A 17,254-nucleotide genomic window follows, 5' to 3' on the forward strand; every position below is an offset into this window, starting at 1 on the left:
AAAATACAGTATGGAACGTAAAACCGCATGTTTGCTGACCAGCTTGGTCAGCGAACATGCACTACAGAACGCAAGATGGGGTGTTTCCTTACCACTGCGGTAAGGAAACACCCCATCTCCACTGCTGCAGGCCTCGCTGGATTGGCACCGGAACGCACCGGTATGCGCCTGTACGCACCGGCAACGCAGCCGCGATGGTCAGAGCTTGGCCAAGTAGTGTTCGAGTTCGAACGGCGTGACCTGACGGCGGTACGCGTTCCACTCCTGACGCTTGTTGCGGATGAAGTAGTTGAACACGTGTTCGCCGAGCACGTCGGCCACAAAGTCGGATTTCTCCATGATCTTCACGGCTTCTTCGAGCGATTCAGGCAGCGGCTGGATGCCCATGGCCTGGCGCTCCTGGTCGGTCAGCTCCCAAACGTCATCACTCGTGGGTTCACCCAACGTCATCTTCTGCTCAATGCCGTCAAGACCTGCGGCGAGCAGCACCGAGTAGGCCAGATACGGGTTACACACCGAATCGAGCGCACGGTATTCGATACGTGCCGAATTGCCCTTGCCTGGCTTGTACATGGGGATGCGCAGCAACGCGGAACGGTTGTTGTGGCCCCAGCAGATGTAGCTTGGCGCCTCGTTGCCGCCCCACAGGCGCTTGTACGAGTTGACATACTGGTCGGTCACCGCGCTGATTTCAGCCGCGTGGTGCAGAATGCCGGCGGCAAACTGGCGTGCCGTGATCGACATGTTGAACTCTTGACCGGCCTCGTAGAACGCGTTCGAATCGCCTTCAAACAGGCTCAGATGCGTATGCATGCCCGATCCTGGCGCATTGGCCAGCGGCTTGGGCATGAAGCTCGCGTGGATGCCGCGTTCGAGTGAGATTTCCTTGACGACCGTGCGGAACGTCATGATGTTGTCGGCAATCGTCAACGCGTCGGCATAACGCAAATCGATTTCGTTCTGGCCCGGGCCGCCTTCATGGTGCGAAAACTCGACCGAGATACCCATCTGCTCCAGCATGTTCACTGTGGCACGGCGGAAATCCATGCCCGGGGAACGCGGCACATGGTCAAAGTAGCCGCCCTCATCAATCGGCACGGGAGTCTGTGACCAGTCGTCCTGCTTTTTGAACAGATAGAACTCGATTTCGGGATGCACATAGAACGTGAAGCCCTTGTCTTTGGCTTTCGACAACGCCCGCTTGAGCACGTGGCGCGGATCGGCCAGTGACGGCTCACCGTCAGGGGTTTGCACGTCACAGAAAATGCGTGCGGTGCCTTGAGGTCCTCCGCGCCACGGCAAAATTTGGAACGTGGACGGATCGGGACGCAAAATCATGTCGTCTTCCGACACGCGCGTCATGCCTTCAATGGCCGAGCCGTCAAATCCAATGCCTTCTTCGAAAGCAGCCTCAAGTTCCGCAGGTGCAATCGCCACTGATTTCAGCGTTCCCATTACATCCGTAAACCACAGGCGGATGAAGCGAACGTCTCGCTCTTCTACTGTCCGGAGCGCATATTCCTGCTGTTTATCCATAACAGGCCATGCAAGCAGGCTTATGTTACGAATCGCGTTAACATGCGCGTCCACGGTCGCTTGACCGTCATATAGTAAACGTCCGGCAATCATATGCCGGACGTTTCGTGGTTTCCGCTTACTCGCGCATACTCGCCATCGTCATCTGCCTAGTTCAGCCGCGCGCCACTTCCAAGGCTTGCGGCAGCGTGAACGCTTTGGCATAAAGCGACTTGCCGAGGATCGCCGAGTCCACGCCGAGCGGTTCGAGCGCTTTGAGATGTTCGAGGTCCTCGAGCGTCGAGATGCCGCCACTGGCCGTCACTTTGGCGTCGGTCGCGCGCGCCACTTCCTCCAGCAGCTCCAGGTTTGGGCCCGTCATCATGCCGTCACGGTTGACGTCGGTCACCACGTAGCGTGAGCAACCGGCTTCGTCCAGCAGCGCCATCATTTCAAACAGGTCGCCGCCTTCCTTGACCCAGCCGCGTGCGGCCAGCGTGTGTCCGCGTACATCAAGGCCCACGGCCACTTTGTCGCCATATTTGGCGATTTGTTCGGCCGTCCACTCAGGATTTTCGAGTGCCGCCGTGCCGATGTTGACACGCGAGGCTCCCGCATCAATCGCCTCGGCAATCGACGCGTCGTCACGCATGCCGCCCGACATTTCAATGTGGACCTGGTCACCCAGCGTTTCCACAATCGAACGCAGCAATGGACGGTTGTTGCCCGTGCCAAACGCCGCGTCCAGATCAACGAGATGGATCCACTCGGCACCGAGTTCCACCCAGGTGCGCGCGGCATCGAGCGGCGAGCCGTAATCCGTTTCGGAGCCCGACTTGCCTTGCGTCAGCCGCACGGCCTTGCCGTCACGTACATCCACGGCAGGCAGCAATGTCAACGTCATGTTCTTCTCTTTCTCTTGTGAATGCTTGGCTCTTGCGCACGCTTGGAGCACGTTCACATTGTTGTTTATTTCCGCACTCCGTCGCTATAGCGTTTAGAGCACACCTACCCAGTTCCTGAGCAATTGGGCGCCAGCTTCAGCCGACTTTTCGGGATGGAATTGTGTAGCGAACAACGGGCCTTGCTCCACGACGGCCACAAAGCGGCTGCGCCCGTACTCGCACCACGACACTTGCTGGGTGTTCCCCAAATCAATGCCATGCGCTGCAGTGTCAACGATGCTGGCATCCATCGCCGCATACGAGTGCACGTAATAGAAGCGTTCCTGTTCAATGCCGTGCAGCAACGTGGAGCCTTCGGCCGCTTGGACGGTGTCCCAGCCCATGTGTGGCACCACATCGGCATCGAGCAGTTGCACGTCGCCGCCGATCAGACCAAGTCCGGCGCTGACAGCCTCAACATGCGGCATATGGTCGCGCGCCGAGCTGTCTGCGCCTGTAGCACCACGCAAATCAGCTTGGATGTCGGCTTCAATGTCTTTGGCCAAACGGTCCAGTTCAGCTTGCGCGTCACCGTTTTCCTCACCAGTCTGGAACATGATCTGTTCACCCACGCACACGCCGAGCACGGGGCGGTTCGCACGCAGACGGTCAATGATCACACGGTCGCCTGCAGCGCGCTGCAACCCTTGCATGCATGCGGCGAACGCGCCCACACCTGGCACCACTAAGCCATCGGCTTCAAGGGCTGAACGGTAGTCGGAAGTCAAGGTCACATCGAGGCCCAGGTTGGCCAGCGCACGCATCATCGAGCGCACGTTGCCGAACCCATAGTCGAAAACCACTACGGAGGTCATGGAAAGTCCCTTTCGTCGGATGTTCACGGGATGGTTACGGTTGCGTCAGGAGCCGCTTTTCCAGCGGCATCATTCTATGGATGAGTTGCCGCCACGCCCATAGCGAGTATGGCTCGAAATGATCGACAACGCCTGCTCATGCGTCAGCTCGCCCGATGCGAATGCATGCATGTCGGATTCTTTGAGGTCGTTGAGGCTGCTGATGCCGAGCATCAGGTCCTCCACGAAGGGCGCTGTGGTCGTGAATAATAACGGCGGCGCATAATGCTCCCCCGCCTCCCCTTCGAAGTACAGCGTGGCCTCAAGCTTGTCGGCACGGTTCACCGCCAACACCACAGCCAAGCCCGAAACGACCGTCGTCAAGTCTTTGGCCGCCGCTTCGGGGCCGTCGCCATCCAAATTGCGCAGCACGGCCACGGCGCCTTGCGCCGAATCGAAACAGTCGGCGGAAATGTCGGACAGTTGGCAGAATGCGGCCAGCAGCGACGCGCTCGTCAACCGTGTAACAATCACGGCACGTTTCGCTTTGTTGCCCAGCAGTCCCTCGAGTTCATCTTCGAAGTGTTCAGCGGATTCGTCGGTTGATGAGGAATCATCAAAATCCTCTACGGAACCGGCACTGTCGGGCTCGTCAGCGACAGGCTCCTGATTGCGGAACTCCTGTTCGATGCTCGCGAACGCGGCCTCCAAATCAGCCATTTCGGACGCGTCGAACGCGTCGTCTTGCTCTGCGGAATCCGACATCACAACGCTCCCTTGGTGCTCGGGATGCCCTCAACGCGCGGATCGGGCTCAATAGCGAAACGCAGCGCACGCGCCAACGCCTTGAACTCGGCTTCGGCGATATGATGCGGATCGCGGCCCGCGATCACATGCAAATGCAGGCAGATGCCAGCGTGGAACGCAATCGATTCCATGACGTGACGCACGAGCGAACCCGTGAAATGGCCGCCAATCATGCAGTATTGGAACCCTTCAGGCTCTCCAGAGCACACGCAGTACGGGCGTCCCGAAACGTCGACCACAGCCTTGGCCAACGCTTCATCGAGCGGCACGGTGGCGTCGGCAAAACGGCGGATGCCGCCCTTGTCACCCAACGCCATACGCAAGGCTTCGCCGAATACGATGGCCGTATCTTCCACGGTGTGATGGGCGTCAATATCCGTGTCACCGTGTGCACGAATCGTCAAATCAATCAGCGAATGCTTGCCCAATGCCGTCATCATATGGTTGAAGAACGGCACAGTCGTCTCAATGTCGGTTTTGCCCGTGCCATCAAGATTCAAGCTCAGTTCTACGCTGGATTCGCTGGTTTCGCGCACGATCGTGGCCGTACGTGCCATCTGCTTGCCTCCTTGTGTTGTGCGCCGCTACGGCAGGAGCCCGCAGTAGTGCTGCAGGCTCCCGCAATCAGGCGCGTTCTATTGTGCAGTATATCCGCACAGCTGCTCGACGGCCCGCAATGATTCGACGAGAGCCTCACGGAACCGGGCCATTTCCTGATCGGTGCCCATGCACACGCGCAGCCAACCGTCGGGACCGACCACGCGAATCAGCACGCCACGTTCAAGCATCTGTTCAAAAATCAGCTCACGTTCGTCCAGATTGCCGCCGAACAGCAGGAAGTTCGACTGCGATGGCATCACACGCAACGGCTGGCCCTTGTAGGTCTGCTGCTCAAGCCATGCGGCTGTTTGCTGACGAATATCACGCAAATGGTCGACTTCAGCCAGCTGCTCGTCGGTATGGTCGAATGCAGCCAAGGCGGCGGCTTGCGTGATCGCCGACAAATGGTACGGCATGCGCACAATGCGCAGGCAATCAATGATGCCGGGTGCGGCGGCCACGTAGCCCACGCGCGACCCCGCGAACGCGAACGCCTTGCTCATCGTGCGGCTGACGGCCAGATGATGGTAGTCGTTGACGAGCGTGACGGCGGATGGCGTGCCCGGGTCACGGAACTCGACGTAAGCTTCATCCACGACCACAATCGGATGCGTGCCGGGCTGTGCGCCCGTCACCGCGGCGTCCTGGCATGCCTCAAGAATCAGCTTCAGATCTTCCATCGGCAGCGCCGTGCCCGTCGGATTGTTCGGGCTTGTCAGCACGACCATGGCCGGGCCGACGCTCTTGATCGCGTCAATCGTCGCGCCCACATTCACCGTGAAATCATCGTTGCGCGGCACCGTCTGCCATTGTGTGAACGTGTCTCGCGCGTATTCGGGATACATCGAATACGTCGGCGCCGGAGCCAGAGCCGTGCGTCCAGGACCGCCGAATGCCATGAACAGTTGCAGCATGATCTCGTTCGACCCGTTCGCGCCCCACACCTGGTTGGGTTGCAGGTTTGCGTCGGACTCGCGCTTGAGATACGTGCAGAACGCTTGGCGCAGCTCCTCGTGTTCACGGTCCGGATACCGGTTGACCGTTGCCGCCGCTTCACGGATGCGTTCGGCAATCGAGTTGACCACGTCGGCTTTGGGCGCATACGGGTTCTCGTTGACGTTGAGGCAGACGGGCACGTCAAGTTGCGGCGCGCCGTACGGCTCCTCACCAATCAGGTCGTTGCGCAGCGGCAAATCAGCCGGAATTGTGGGTTCACCTGCGTCCGCGATGGCATTGGCGTCCATCAACGCATTCGTTTCCGCGCTCACTTGAGACCGGCTTCCTGTTCTTGGGCGTCGAGCGTCGCCTTGTCGTACGGGTCGTCGACGAAGCGGCTCAGCACGCTCTCACCGTGGGCCGGCAGGTCTTCAGACACGGCGAATGCGTTGACGCGCGCAGCCAGTTCCTGCAAGCCCTCACGTTCGTATTCAATGACTTCCACCGGCTTCATGAACGTGTGCACACCCAGGCCCGACGCAAAGCGCGCCGTGCCCGAGGTCGGCAGCACGTGGTTCGAACCCGACATGTAGTCGCCGAGCGGCACCGGTGCATAGCCGCCGCGGAAAATGGCGCCCGCGTTGCGGATCTTCGCGATCACGGCGTCCGGATCGGCTGTCTGCACTTCCAAGTGTTCGGCCGCGTACGCATTCGCCGCGTCAATCGACTGCTGCAGGTTGTCGGTCAGGATGATGCCCGACTGGCGGCCCGAGAGCGATGTTTCGACGCGCTCGGCGTGCTTCGTGCGCGGCACGCGCTTGAGCAGTTCGGCCTGCACGGCCTCGGCAAGGGTCGGGCTGTCCGTAATCAGCACGGATCCGGCCAGTTCATCGTGTTCAGCCTGGCCGATCAGATCAGCGGCCACCCAGCCCGGGTTGGCGGTGTCGTCCGCGATGATTGCTATTTCTGTGGGACCGGCGACGGCGTCGATACCAACCTGACCCGACACCATGCTCTTGGCCGTAGCCACAAAAATGTTGCCCGGACCCGTGATCTTGTCGACGGGCTCGCACAGCACCACACCATCCTGCGGTTCGGTGCCCTTGGCACCATAGGCGAACATGGCGATGGCCTGGGCGCCGCCCACGGCATAAACTTCGTCAACACCCAAAATGGCGCATGTGGCCAGAATCGTCTTGTTCGGCATGCCATCGGGATCAGTGGCGCTTGGAGGCGTGGCGATGGCCAACGATTCCACGCCCGCAGCCTGCGCCGGCACGGCGTTCATGATGACCGAGCTCGGGTAGACGGCCTTGCCGCCAGGCACATACAGGCCCACACGCTGCACCGGGATCCAACGCTGCGACACGCGGGCGCCAGCAGCCAGATCGGTGTGGAAATCCTCAGGCACCTGGGACGCGGCGACGGCGCGCGCACGGCGCACTGATTCTTCAATCGCTTCGCGAACTTCCGGGTCGAGTTCCTCGACGGCGGCTTGCATCACTTCCACGGGAACACGCAGATTCTCGGGGCGCACATGATCGAACTTCTCCGCATAGTCGCGCAGCGCCTGGGCGCCATGCGCTTTGACGTTGTCGAGAATCGGACGCACGAGCTCGCTGGCTTCGTTCGTGCCCATCTCGGCTCGAGGCATGGCCTCAAGCATTTCGGCTCGGGTGAGTTGCTGACCGCGCAAATCGATGATGCGCATGATGTTCTGTTCGCTCATACCGCCCTATGGTAACAACGTCAGGCCACGAGCGTGGGCATGGGTGTGTACGCCACTCACATGGTGAGACTGGCGGCTGCGCTAGGGGGTCTATGCAACGTGCCCACCTTGCAACGGAGCTGACGTTACGCGGCGGGCACGGAAATAACAAATAATCTTAGGCCGACTCAATCGAGTGGGGGCCGAACAGCACTTTGATCTCGGCGAACAAACTCGTGTCGCGCTTGATGCGGAACCGGTCACCCAACGTGAGCACCCGCGCGGCGCCCTGGTCGTCGACGACGGCCAATTTCACCTCGCAGTAGCCCGGATGGTTCGTCAACGTGCGGCCCAACTGGTCGAGACGATGCTGGTCAAGCACACGCTGCGGCAGCACAATGACGAGCGGACGGGAGTCCTCGTTTTCCAAATCGGCCACCTGCATTTCCGTGGCGCGCAACGATACCGTTTCATCACGCACGTCGACGGTGCCGCGAATCTGAATCACCGTATCCACAGCCAACTCGGCCGCGTTCGCCTCATACACCTTGCCGAACAGCATGCACTGGATTGAAGACTCCATGTCTTCCACAGTGATCAACGCCCACGCGTTGCCACGTTTCGACACCTTGCGCTCCACATGCGTGACCAAACCCGCAATCGTGACTTGCGTACGGTCCTCCATCTGCGGCGCACGGTCAATGAGCCTGGCGATTGACATCTCCCGCAAGCCCGCAAGCACCGATTGCATGCCACTCAACGGATGGTCGGAGACATACAAACCGAGCATCTCACGCTCAAAATTGAGTTTGGTTTTCTTATCCCACTCCTCAATGTCGGGAATGTCAATGCGCGCGTCACCCATCGTGTCGGACTTCTCATCGCCATCCAAATCAGCGAACAGGTCGAACTGGCCTTCAGCCTGCTTGCGTTTGATGTTGACATACGAATCAATGGCGGCCTCATGCACCTGGAACAGCGCACGGCGGTTCGGCTCGATCGAGTCGAACGCGCCGGCCTTGATCAACGATTCGACGAGACGGCGGTTCAATGCCGGCAACGGCACGCGCTGGATGTAATCCATGAAGTTGACGTACTTGCCCTTACCGTTATTACGTTCGGCAATGATGTCTTGCACGGCGCTCTCACCAACGTTACGCACGGCGCCAAGACCGAAACGCACAACGTCACCCACAGCCGAGTATTCATAGAGCGACTCGTTGACGTCGGGCGACAGCACCTTGATGCCCATGCGCCGTGCCTCACCCAAATACAAGGCCGTCTTGTCTTTGTTGTTCTTGGCGTTCTGCAACAACGCGGCCATGAACTCAACCGGATAATGCGCCTTCAAATAAGCCGTCCAATACGAAATCAGACCATACGCAGCCGAATGGGCCTTGTTGAACGCGTAACCGGCGAACGGCAGGAACACGTCCCACACAGCCTGGGCGGCTTCCTCCGAATAACCATGATCCTTCATGCCTTGGAAGAACGGCACTTTCTCCTTGGCCAATACTTCGGGCTTCTTCTTGCCCATGGCACGGCGCAACACATCAGCCTTGCCCAACGAATAGCCAGCAAGAATACGGGCGGCGAACTGGATCTGTTCCTGGTAGACGATCAGACCATACGTTTCTTTCAGAATCGGTTCAAGCGCTTCGGCCACTTCAGGATGGATCGGGTCGATTTGCTGCTGACCGTTCTTACGCTTCGCATAGTTCGTATGCGAATCCATGCCCATCGGGCCTGGTCGGTACAGTGCGATCAATGCTGAAATGTCGCTGAAGTTGTCGGGACGCAACATTTTGAGCAGCGAACGCATGCCATCCGAATCAAGCTGGAACACGCCAAGCGTCTCACCGCTTGACAACAACTCGAACGTGGCTTTGTCGTCCAGTGGAATCTTCGTGTAATCGATCGATTCCTTGCCGTTGTTTTCAATGTTTTTCAGCGTGTCATGGATGACCGTAAGGTTGGACAGGCCAAGGAAATCCATTTTGACGAGGCCCAACGTTTCGCACGTATGGTATTCGAACGTTGTCGTCACGGTGCCGTCGGTGCGTTCCAGCAGCGGCGACGTGTCGGTGATCGGTTTCGAACCCATGATTGTGGCGCAGGCATGCACACCGGTCTGACGGATCAGGCCTTCAATGCCCATGGCCTGGTCGGTGATGCGTTTGACATCGGCATCCGAATCATAGAGTTCACGGTATTCACGCGCTTCGGCGTAGCGTTTGGCGTCGGGGTTGAAAATATCGCGGATTGCAATGTCTTTGCCACCGGTTTGGGCTGGTGGCAACGCTTTGGTCACGCGCTCGCCCATCGAGAACTCGTAGCCCATGATGCGCGCCGAATCCTTGAGTGCCTGTTTTGTTTTGATCGTGCCATAGATCACGCATTGGGCGACTTTGTCGTGGCCGTATTTGTCGGCCACATAGTCGAGCACGCGCATGCGGCCTTCGGGATCGAAGTCCACGTCGATATCAGGCAATGAGACACGTTCCGGATTCAGGAAGCGTTCGAAAATCAGACCATGTTGCAACGGGTCGAGGTCGGTGATACCCATGGCGTAGGCCACCATGGCGCCTGCGGCCGAACCTCGGCCGGGGCCTACCATCACGTCGTGTTCCTTGGCCCAGTTGATGTAATCGGCGACGACGAGGAAGTAACCGCAGAACTGCATTTGGCAGATAATGCCGCATTCGTAGTCGGCCTGTTTGAGCACTTCCTCGGGTGGATTGCCGTCGTAACGCTTTTCCAAGCCTTCTTCGACTTTGCGCAGGAACAGGGAGGTTTCATCCCAGCCTTCAGGGCAGTCGAATTCAGGCATGAACGCGCCGTCTTCATGGTCGTCGAAGATCACGTTGCACCGTTCAGCCACTTCGAGCGTGTTGTCACACGCCTCGGGCAGTTCCTTGAACAGTTCGCGCATTTCTTCGGCCGGGCGCAAATAGTAGCCTTCGCCTTCAAACTTGAAGCGGCCGGGCTCGTCCAACGTGGAACCCGAGTTGATGCAGAGCATTGCATCCTGGGCGCTCGCGTCTTCTGGCATCACGTAATGCGAATCGTTCGTGGCCAGCAGCGGAGCGTCGAGCTTTTTGGCGATGGTCAGCAGATCGTTCGTCACTTTGCGTTCAATGGACAGGTTGTGGTCCATGAGTTCGATATAGAAATTCTCTTTGCCGAAAATGTCTTGCAACTCGCCTGCTGCACGCAACGCTTCGTCGAATTGGCCCAGACGCAACCTGGTTTGCACGATGCCTGACGGGCAGCCCGATCCGCAAATGATGCCTTTGGCATAGGTTTGCAACACTTCCTTGTCCATACGCGGATAGCGCATGACGCGGCCTTCCAAGTTGGCCACCGAACTGGCTTTGAGCAGGTTGACAAGGCCTTCGTCGTTTTCGGCCCACAATGTCAAATGTGTAATCAGACCACCGCCCGACACGTCGTCGCGGCGTTGCTCCTCGGTACCCCAGTGCACACGGGATTTGTCAAATCGTGAGGTTTCAGGCGTGGCATAGGCTTCGATGCCCAGAATTGGTTTGACACCGTTGGCTACGGCTTCGCTCCACAACTCATAGGCGCCATGCATGTTGCCATGGTCCGTGATGCCTACGGCGTTCATGCCCAGTTCTTTGGTGCGACGGACCAGATTCGGGATTTTTGAAGCGCCGTCGAGCAATGAGTAATGCGTGTGATTATGCAGATGGACGAAGTCGGCCGTTTGAGTCATGCCTACCAATGTACGTGGCGAATCCGACTCATGGCAAGAGGCAATATGAAGCTCATGCACCGTTACGGCCGGGGCTGCCATGACACGCCGAACACTGATGCGACACGCCGTATCATGCGCTCGACATGCCTGTGATTCATCCGTTAGGTTGAGCTACAACGACAACGAAGTCGAAGGGGGAACAACGATGAATCAGCCAAATCAGCATGGGTTGCACGGGGATGTGCACACCGGCACAATTGAAGCGAACACAGCTGAAGCGAACACGGTTGGAATGAACACGGCTGAAACGGGCGCAGCCGAGGCCGGGCAGCCATACGCTGTGGCACCAATCAGCATTGTGCCACCTACGTATCCCACCTATGCAGCCCCCGGCATGCCGTATGCCGGTCCTGTTCCTATGATCCGACCTGTACCACGGCGTGGCATGCTGCGCGGTGCGGATGGCCGCGTGTCACTGTGGCGTGTGGACCTGTTGCTGGCCATTATTGCGGTGATAGATGCGTTGTTGGGCGTGGCCATGGATTTGACGGTCAAGACCGACCCCGCCTTTCCGCTGATGTTTTTCCCATACATGCTGATGATGGCATGCTATGCGTTGCTCGTGCCGTTAGGTGGCGCCATCGTCATTGTCACGATCGTGGCCGCCATATGCACGACCAGATCATATGAGCAGCCGTTACATCCCGGACAATCGCCGGCACCACGCGTGCAGCCCTATGAGCAAACGCCGTATATACCGGCGGCCAGAACGCAGGTCAGACCTGCTGAAGATCCGCAGCATCACGACGTTGTGCCATAACGTCCAACGCATGCGACAAATCAGGCGGCAGCGTGCTGGTTACCGTTGTCCACACATGGGTGCGTGGATGGCGGAAATCAAGCTGCATCGCATGCAGCCATTGGCGTTGCAAACCGCATTCTTGCGCGAGCTTCGGATTGGCTCCATACATCGGGTCACCCACCAATGGATGCCCGATTGATGAGAAATGCACGCGGATCTGATGCGTACGCCCGGTCTCAAGGTTGATGCGCGCGAGCGTGGCTTCGCCAAACCGTTCAAGCACGTCCCAATGCGTGATCGCGGGTTTGCCCGCTGGTGTGATGCAGAACCTGAAGTCGCTGACTTTGGCGCGTCCGATTGGAGCGTCGATGGTGGCTTTGTCTTCTTGCAGATTGCCTTGCACGAGCGCCTCATAGGTTTTGACGACCTCGTGTTCGGAAAACTGCCGGCGCATCTCTTTATAGGCCAGCTCGGATTTGCACACGAGCATCAGCCCCGAGGTGCCCACATCCAAACGTGACACGATGCCCTGCCGTCCAGCGGCCCCATAGGAGGTGATATGTACGCCACGGTCCAGCAGGCTGCCCAGCACCGTAGGTCCCGTCCACCCGACCGACGCATGGGCGGCCACGCCAACGGGTTTGTCGACCACGACCACGTCGTCGTCTTCATACACGATGGCCATGTCGGTGGCAATCGGTTCCGCAACGGGCTCGGGATCATGCTCGTCGATTTCAATCATGTCGCCTTCGAGCAGCACGGCGGCTTTGTCCACGTCGCGTCCCAGCACACGTGCGGATCCCGATGCCACGAGTTCGGCGGCTTTGGCACGCGACAAGCCTGTCATTTTGGCCAAAGCCACGTCAAAGCGTTTGCCAATCAACATGTCTGGCGCAGGCAGCAGTCGTGTGCTCATCGCGCACCGGCCTCCTTCGATTGGTGCGAATGGTCCGCTTTCCTGTGGGGTTCGTCGAATGGCACGCCGAACAGGATCATGGCCACAATGCCGATGCCGGCCACCATGAGCTCAATGTCAGCCACATTGCCCACGGACCATCCATAGTTGAGAAAGTCCACGACTTTGCCGTTGAGGAACCCTTGCGCATACATGCAACGGTCGATCAGGTTGCCCAGTGCGCCGGCGAACGCCAGCGACAAGAACACGGTCCACCACATCGACCGGGTACGCCACACGAGCACGGCCAACGCGATGCATGCCACGATCGCGAACACGGAAATAATCCAAGTCTGCGAGGAGCCAAACCCGAGGGAGGCACCGGGATTGAACACGAGCGTGAAGCGCAGCAGTGAACCCAATACGGGAACAGTGCGGCCGTCAGACAACGCATGTAACGCCCAGAACTTGGTGAGCTGGTCGATGGCGACCGCAACGATGACGACGCATGCAAAGACGGCCACGCGGGTACGCGGCCGTCTTGCGATACTGATTGATTCAGTCATTGGCAACGAATCAGTTGTCCTTCACTTCGACATCGTCGTAGTTGTTGCCGTCGGCAACCTGAGCCTGTAGCTGGGTCAGGAAGTCGGTCAGGCGAGCACGATACTCAGTCTCGAACGCCTTGAGACCCTGGATGTTGCCCTGGATGACCTTCGATTGGTGCTCAAGCTGGTCACGCACCTGCTGGGCGTACTCATCGGCACCCGTACGCGTCTGCTGATCGTAATCCTGGGCGCGCTGGCGAACCTCAGCCTCGTAGGTTTCTACCTCTTCATGGCGGTCCACCACGTACTGGTCGGCTTCGCTCTTCTTCTGCTGGGCGTAGGTGTTGCCTTCGTCTTCCTTGCGGGCGGCGTACGCGTTGGCCTCATTGGCCTTGGCGTCAGCATAGTTATCAGCTTCGCTGGTCTTCGTGGCTACATAGTTGTCGGCTTCGGCTGTACGGTCGGCCACATACTGGTCAGCCTGCTCATGCTTGGTCTTGAGATAATCGTCAGCATCAGCACGCGTCTGCACGGAATACTGGTCAGCCGCATTGCGAGTCTGCTCGGAATACTGGTCGGCTTCCTCATGCTGCTGCTGGTTGTAGTTGTCGGCTTCGGTGCGCGTACGATCCGAATAATCGTTGGCCTTCGTGATCAGCTCTTCGTACTTGCGCTGCGATTCCTCAGTAATCTCGCGGGCCTTGGCCTTGCCCTTGTCAACATACTGGTCGTGCAGCTGCATAGCCAGCGTCAGCATGGCCGTGGCACGCTCCGGCTCGGTGTTGGCTGCAGCGGCTGCACCCGTGATCTTCTGCAGGCTGCCGGTCTCCGTGTTCGGCTCAACCTTGGCGACCTGGTTGCGCAACTGCTCTTCGCGCTGCTTGGACTCTTCGAGCTGCTTGCCCAGTTCCTTGACCTGGGCGTCGAGCTGCTGGGCGCGAATCGTCTGCTCATGGGCGCCCGAAAGTTCACGGCGCAGATTCTCCGAATCGGCGCGGAACGCGTCACGCTGCTTGGTGACGTCGGCGAGCTGGGCGGCCAGATCCGGCTGCTCGGAATTCTGGGCGGCCTGCGCGGTGAGCTGATCGACCTGGGCCGACAGACGGTCGACCTGGCCCTTGAGCTGTTCATTTTGCGAGGTGAGCGCCTTGTTGCTCTGCTCGACTTCCTGCAGTTTGGCCTGCGCCTGGGAGGCCTGGGTCTGGGCGTCCTTGATGGCGGCTTGTGCCTGGGCCTGCACCTGGGCGATGGCCTGCGACGCGTCCCCGTTCTGGGAGGCGGCCGCCTGAGCCTGGGCCTTGAGGGTCTGGTTCTCGTTCGTCAGTGACTGCACCTGTGCGGTCAACTCGGAAATCTTTGAGTTCAGCGCGGAAACCTCAGGACCCAACGCCTGAGTCGACTGGCCGCCGGCCACGGCGGACTTGCCGAGAGCTTCTACGGTCTCGGTGACTTGGTCAAGAAAATCATCGACCTCGTCGACGTCATAGCCTTCCTTGAAACGAACGGTCTGGAAGGTATGCTCCCTAATGTCTTTAGGCGTCAAAAGAGCCATGGATGTTTCACCTCTCTTCGGGGCACTGCCTCGCTAGTTGGACTTAATTGTTGATGCTAACACAAAACCTTCACGTAATAATCGCGAAAGCGCCATTTTGTGCCGGTTCAAGCCCGCTTGTCGTGGCCATGTCAGATCAGGACCCTCAGCACAATCAGCGCAAAATACAACACAAGAAAACTGGTGTCGAAATATATGGGTCCCAACGGGATTGGCTTGATATAGCGGCGCAGCCAGCGCAACGGGGGTTCGGTCAACTGGTAGTCCAGCCGTACCAATGTAGCCATGATGCCACGCGGTGTCCAACGTGTCAGCGCCATCACCCAGTCCAGGATCATACGGATGAACAAGACGGTGATATACGCTTCAATCAGCCAATCGAGTATGCGCAGAATAATGAACAGAAAACCAGACAGCATGTCTCAGTCAGCGAACAACTCGCCGTCCAACTCGTCTTCTTTGCTGACAATGTTGACGGACGGCGGGCTCAGCAAATACACGCGTGGCGTGACGCATTCAAGCGATCCTTGCAAACCGAACACCACGCCGGCCGAAAAATCGATAATGCGATACGCGTCAGCCTGCGGCACGCCGGTCAGGTTCAGCACGACCGGAGTGCCCTCACGCAACGCACGACCCACCATCTGCGCGTCCTTGTAGGCCTTGGGATGAATGGTCGTGATCCGCGTGACGCGATTCTGAAACGGCTTGGAAATCTTGTATGGCGATGCCGAGGGAGCCGATGCGGACGAACCCGTCGTGATTGGCGTCACATCATCTTCAGCTTCGAATGTTTCCTCCTGTTCGCGCTCCTCGTCGAACGTTTCCTCCTCATCGTCTTCCACGACGTCGGACATGCCCAAATAGGACATCGCGTTCTTCATGAATCCTGCCATGCTGCTGGTTCCTTTTCTCTGCAGGTGTAATCAGGCCGCCCGTGTGGGGCGGCCCGAGGGGTTTCAGCGCAAGAAATCCGGGATGTCAAGATCTCCCAGATCATCTTCATCGTCGGTTGTGTATTCGCTCGCGTATTGCGTTGTGAATTCCGTCGTCACGTCGTTGTTCTGCACCGGCGCGGCCTGCTGAATCGGGAACGCGGCCGACGGCGCGGTGTAAGTGGCAGGCTGCGCAGGGGCCGGTTCAGCCGGGGCTGCCACTGCGGGTTGGGCGGCCTGAACAGGCTGGGCAGGCTGAGCGGCCGGCGTTTCGTGCGGGCGCATCAACGCGTCGATGGAAGTCGGGGCTTCCTTCTTGGCGGCCTTGTGCTTGTTGTCAAATCCTGCCGCGATCACGGTCACGCGCATTTCGTCACCATAGGCGTCGTCGAGTGCCATACCCCAAATGACTTGGGCTTCAGGGTGGATGGCCTGGCGCACAAGGTTCGTTGCGGCCACGACTTCCTGGAGTTCCAAATCGTTGGCAGCGGCCACGTTGATCAAGACGCCCGTGGCGCCTTCCACGCTCTCCTCAAGCAGTGGCGAGCTGATTGCGATTTCGGCGGCCTGCGTGGCGCGGTCTTCGCCCCGTGCCGAACCGATGCCGAACAGGGCCGTACCCGAGTCGCGCAGGATCGACGTGATGTCCTGGAAGTCCACGTTGACGTAAGGGTTCTGACGAATCAGGTCGGTGATGCCTTGCACACCAGCCAACAGTGCCGTGTCGGCCGTACGGAACGCGTCCACAATGCCGATGGAACGGTCAGACAGTTCGAGCAGACGGTCATTGGGGATGATGATGATTGCGTCCACTTCCTTGCGCAGGTTCTCGATGCCGAGCGCGGCCGAGTTCGCACGCTGTGGACCTTCAAAGCTGAACGGACGCGTGACCACCGCGATCGTCAGCGCGCCTTGCTGACGGGCCGCACGCGCCACAATCGGGCTGGCACCAGTACCCGTGCCGCCACCTTCACCGCACGTGATGAACACCATGTCGGCACCCTTGACGGCTTCCTCAATTTCCGACTGGTGATCCTGGGCGGCCTTCGCGCCCTTTTCAGGATCGGCGCCCGCACCCAGGCCACGGTTGGACTGATCGTTGAGTGAAATCTTGATATCCGCATCGGAACGCAGCAAATCCTTGGCATCCGTATTGATGGCCACGAATTCCACATTCTGCAGGCCTTCAGCAATCATGCGATTGACAGCGTTGCCGCCTGCCCCACCGACACCGACAACCTTGATATACGTCTTGTCATTGAATTCGTCGGATTGGGTAATCTCGCTCACCATTGTCTCCTGTCACTCACGGTCTTGGACTACTCTAACGCAAACATACGGATATTCGCCGTGTTGTGCGGTATTTTATCGAACAGCCATATTGTTTGCGTATGGCTCGTTCACAACGTTTCACCTGCGTTGTCCACCCAGTGGACACAGCTTGCTTTTTTTGTTTATTTCCATTGTGGCATCATTGGCATCTCATGCCACGCCAGGCGC

15 protein-coding genes are annotated in these 17,254 nt (G+C 58.8%); 1 reads left to right on the top strand and 14 read right to left on the bottom strand.

What is annotated here, in order from left to right; all coding sequences use genetic code 11:
- Nucleotides 1-198: 198 nt before the first annotated feature.
- From glnA to dnaE, 8 genes are all read right to left on the bottom strand, one after another.
- The gene (glnA, locus tag BGLCM_RS04180) at nt 199-1,536 is read right to left on the bottom strand and encodes a type I glutamate--ammonia ligase (protein WP_044084818.1); all 1,338 of its coding nucleotides are present in this window, start codon (nt 1,534-1,536) and stop codon (nt 199-201) included.
- Nucleotides 1,537-1,690: 154 nt separating this feature from the next.
- Nucleotides 1,691-2,419: a bifunctional 1-(5-phosphoribosyl)-5-((5-phosphoribosylamino)methylideneamino)imidazole-4-carboxamide isomerase/phosphoribosylanthranilate isomerase PriA gene (gene priA, locus BGLCM_RS04185; protein ID WP_044084819.1), complete on the bottom strand. Its 729-nt coding sequence runs from the start codon at nt 2,417-2,419 to the stop codon at nt 1,691-1,693.
- 93 nt (nt 2,420-2,512) lie between these two features.
- The gene (locus tag BGLCM_RS04190; RefSeq protein ID WP_006294260.1) at nt 2,513-3,274 is read right to left on the bottom strand and encodes an imidazole glycerol phosphate synthase subunit HisH; all 762 of its coding nucleotides are present in this window, start codon (nt 3,272-3,274) and stop codon (nt 2,513-2,515) included.
- Between the two features lie 69 nt (nt 3,275-3,343).
- The gene (locus BGLCM_RS04195) at nt 3,344-4,018 is read right to left on the bottom strand and encodes a hypothetical protein (protein WP_006294259.1); all 675 of its coding nucleotides are present in this window, start codon (nt 4,016-4,018) and stop codon (nt 3,344-3,346) included.
- On the bottom strand, nt 4,018-4,617 hold the full coding sequence (gene hisB, locus BGLCM_RS04200; protein WP_006294258.1) for an imidazoleglycerol-phosphate dehydratase HisB: 600 nt from the start codon (nt 4,615-4,617) through the stop codon (nt 4,018-4,020). Before hisB ends, BGLCM_RS04195 begins: the two co-directional genes overlap by 1 nt.
- A 78-nt stretch (nt 4,618-4,695) precedes the next feature.
- A complete protein-coding gene (locus BGLCM_RS04205; protein WP_044084940.1) occupies nt 4,696-5,904 on the bottom strand; it encodes a histidinol-phosphate transaminase in 1,209 nt (402 codons plus the stop codon).
- A 20-nt stretch (nt 5,905-5,924) separates the two neighbouring features.
- Nucleotides 5,925-7,325, bottom strand: a complete 1,401-nt coding sequence (hisD, locus tag BGLCM_RS04210; RefSeq protein ID WP_006294256.1) for a histidinol dehydrogenase — start codon at nt 7,323-7,325, stop codon at nt 5,925-5,927.
- Between the two features lie 157 nt (nt 7,326-7,482).
- Complete coding sequence (gene dnaE, locus BGLCM_RS04215; RefSeq protein WP_006294254.1) at nt 7,483-11,040, bottom strand: DNA polymerase III subunit alpha; 3,558 nt, start codon at nt 11,038-11,040, stop codon at nt 7,483-7,485.
- A 187-nt stretch (nt 11,041-11,227) separates the two neighbouring features.
- Between dnaE and BGLCM_RS04220 the strand changes: the two genes are divergently transcribed.
- Nucleotides 11,228-11,842, top strand: a complete 615-nt coding sequence (locus BGLCM_RS04220) for a hypothetical protein (RefSeq protein WP_006294253.1) — start codon at nt 11,228-11,230, stop codon at nt 11,840-11,842.
- Here BGLCM_RS04220 and BGLCM_RS04225 read toward each other — a convergent pair.
- The 6 genes from BGLCM_RS04225 to ftsZ form a co-directional block, all read right to left on the bottom strand.
- Complete coding sequence (locus BGLCM_RS04225; RefSeq protein ID WP_006294252.1) at nt 11,799-12,740, bottom strand: RluA family pseudouridine synthase; 942 nt, start codon at nt 12,738-12,740, stop codon at nt 11,799-11,801. The two genes, BGLCM_RS04220 and BGLCM_RS04225, sit on opposite strands and share 44 nt — an antisense overlap.
- A complete protein-coding gene (locus BGLCM_RS04230; RefSeq protein ID WP_006294251.1) occupies nt 12,737-13,285 on the bottom strand; it encodes a signal peptidase II in 549 nt (182 codons plus the stop codon). Before BGLCM_RS04230 ends, BGLCM_RS04225 begins: the two co-directional genes overlap by 4 nt.
- A 10-nt stretch (nt 13,286-13,295) precedes the next feature.
- Nucleotides 13,296-14,819, bottom strand: a complete 1,524-nt coding sequence (locus BGLCM_RS04235; RefSeq protein ID WP_006294250.1) for a DivIVA domain-containing protein — start codon at nt 14,817-14,819, stop codon at nt 13,296-13,298.
- A gap of 131 nt (nt 14,820-14,950) precedes the next feature.
- Nucleotides 14,951-15,238, bottom strand: a complete 288-nt coding sequence (locus BGLCM_RS04240; protein WP_006294249.1) for a YggT family protein — start codon at nt 15,236-15,238, stop codon at nt 14,951-14,953.
- Nucleotides 15,239-15,241: 3 nt separating this feature from the next.
- Nucleotides 15,242-15,715, bottom strand: a complete 474-nt coding sequence (locus BGLCM_RS04245; RefSeq protein ID WP_006294248.1) for a cell division protein SepF — start codon at nt 15,713-15,715, stop codon at nt 15,242-15,244.
- Nucleotides 15,716-15,778: 63 nt separating this feature from the next.
- Nucleotides 15,779-17,047, bottom strand: a complete 1,269-nt coding sequence (gene ftsZ / locus BGLCM_RS04250; RefSeq protein WP_006294247.1) for a cell division protein FtsZ — start codon at nt 17,045-17,047, stop codon at nt 15,779-15,781.
- Between the last annotated feature and the right edge of the window lie 207 nt (nt 17,048-17,254).

Source organism: Bifidobacterium gallicum DSM 20093 = LMG 11596, assembly GCF_000741205.1.
GTDB lineage: Bacteria > Actinomycetota > Actinomycetes > Actinomycetales > Bifidobacteriaceae > Bifidobacterium > Bifidobacterium gallicum.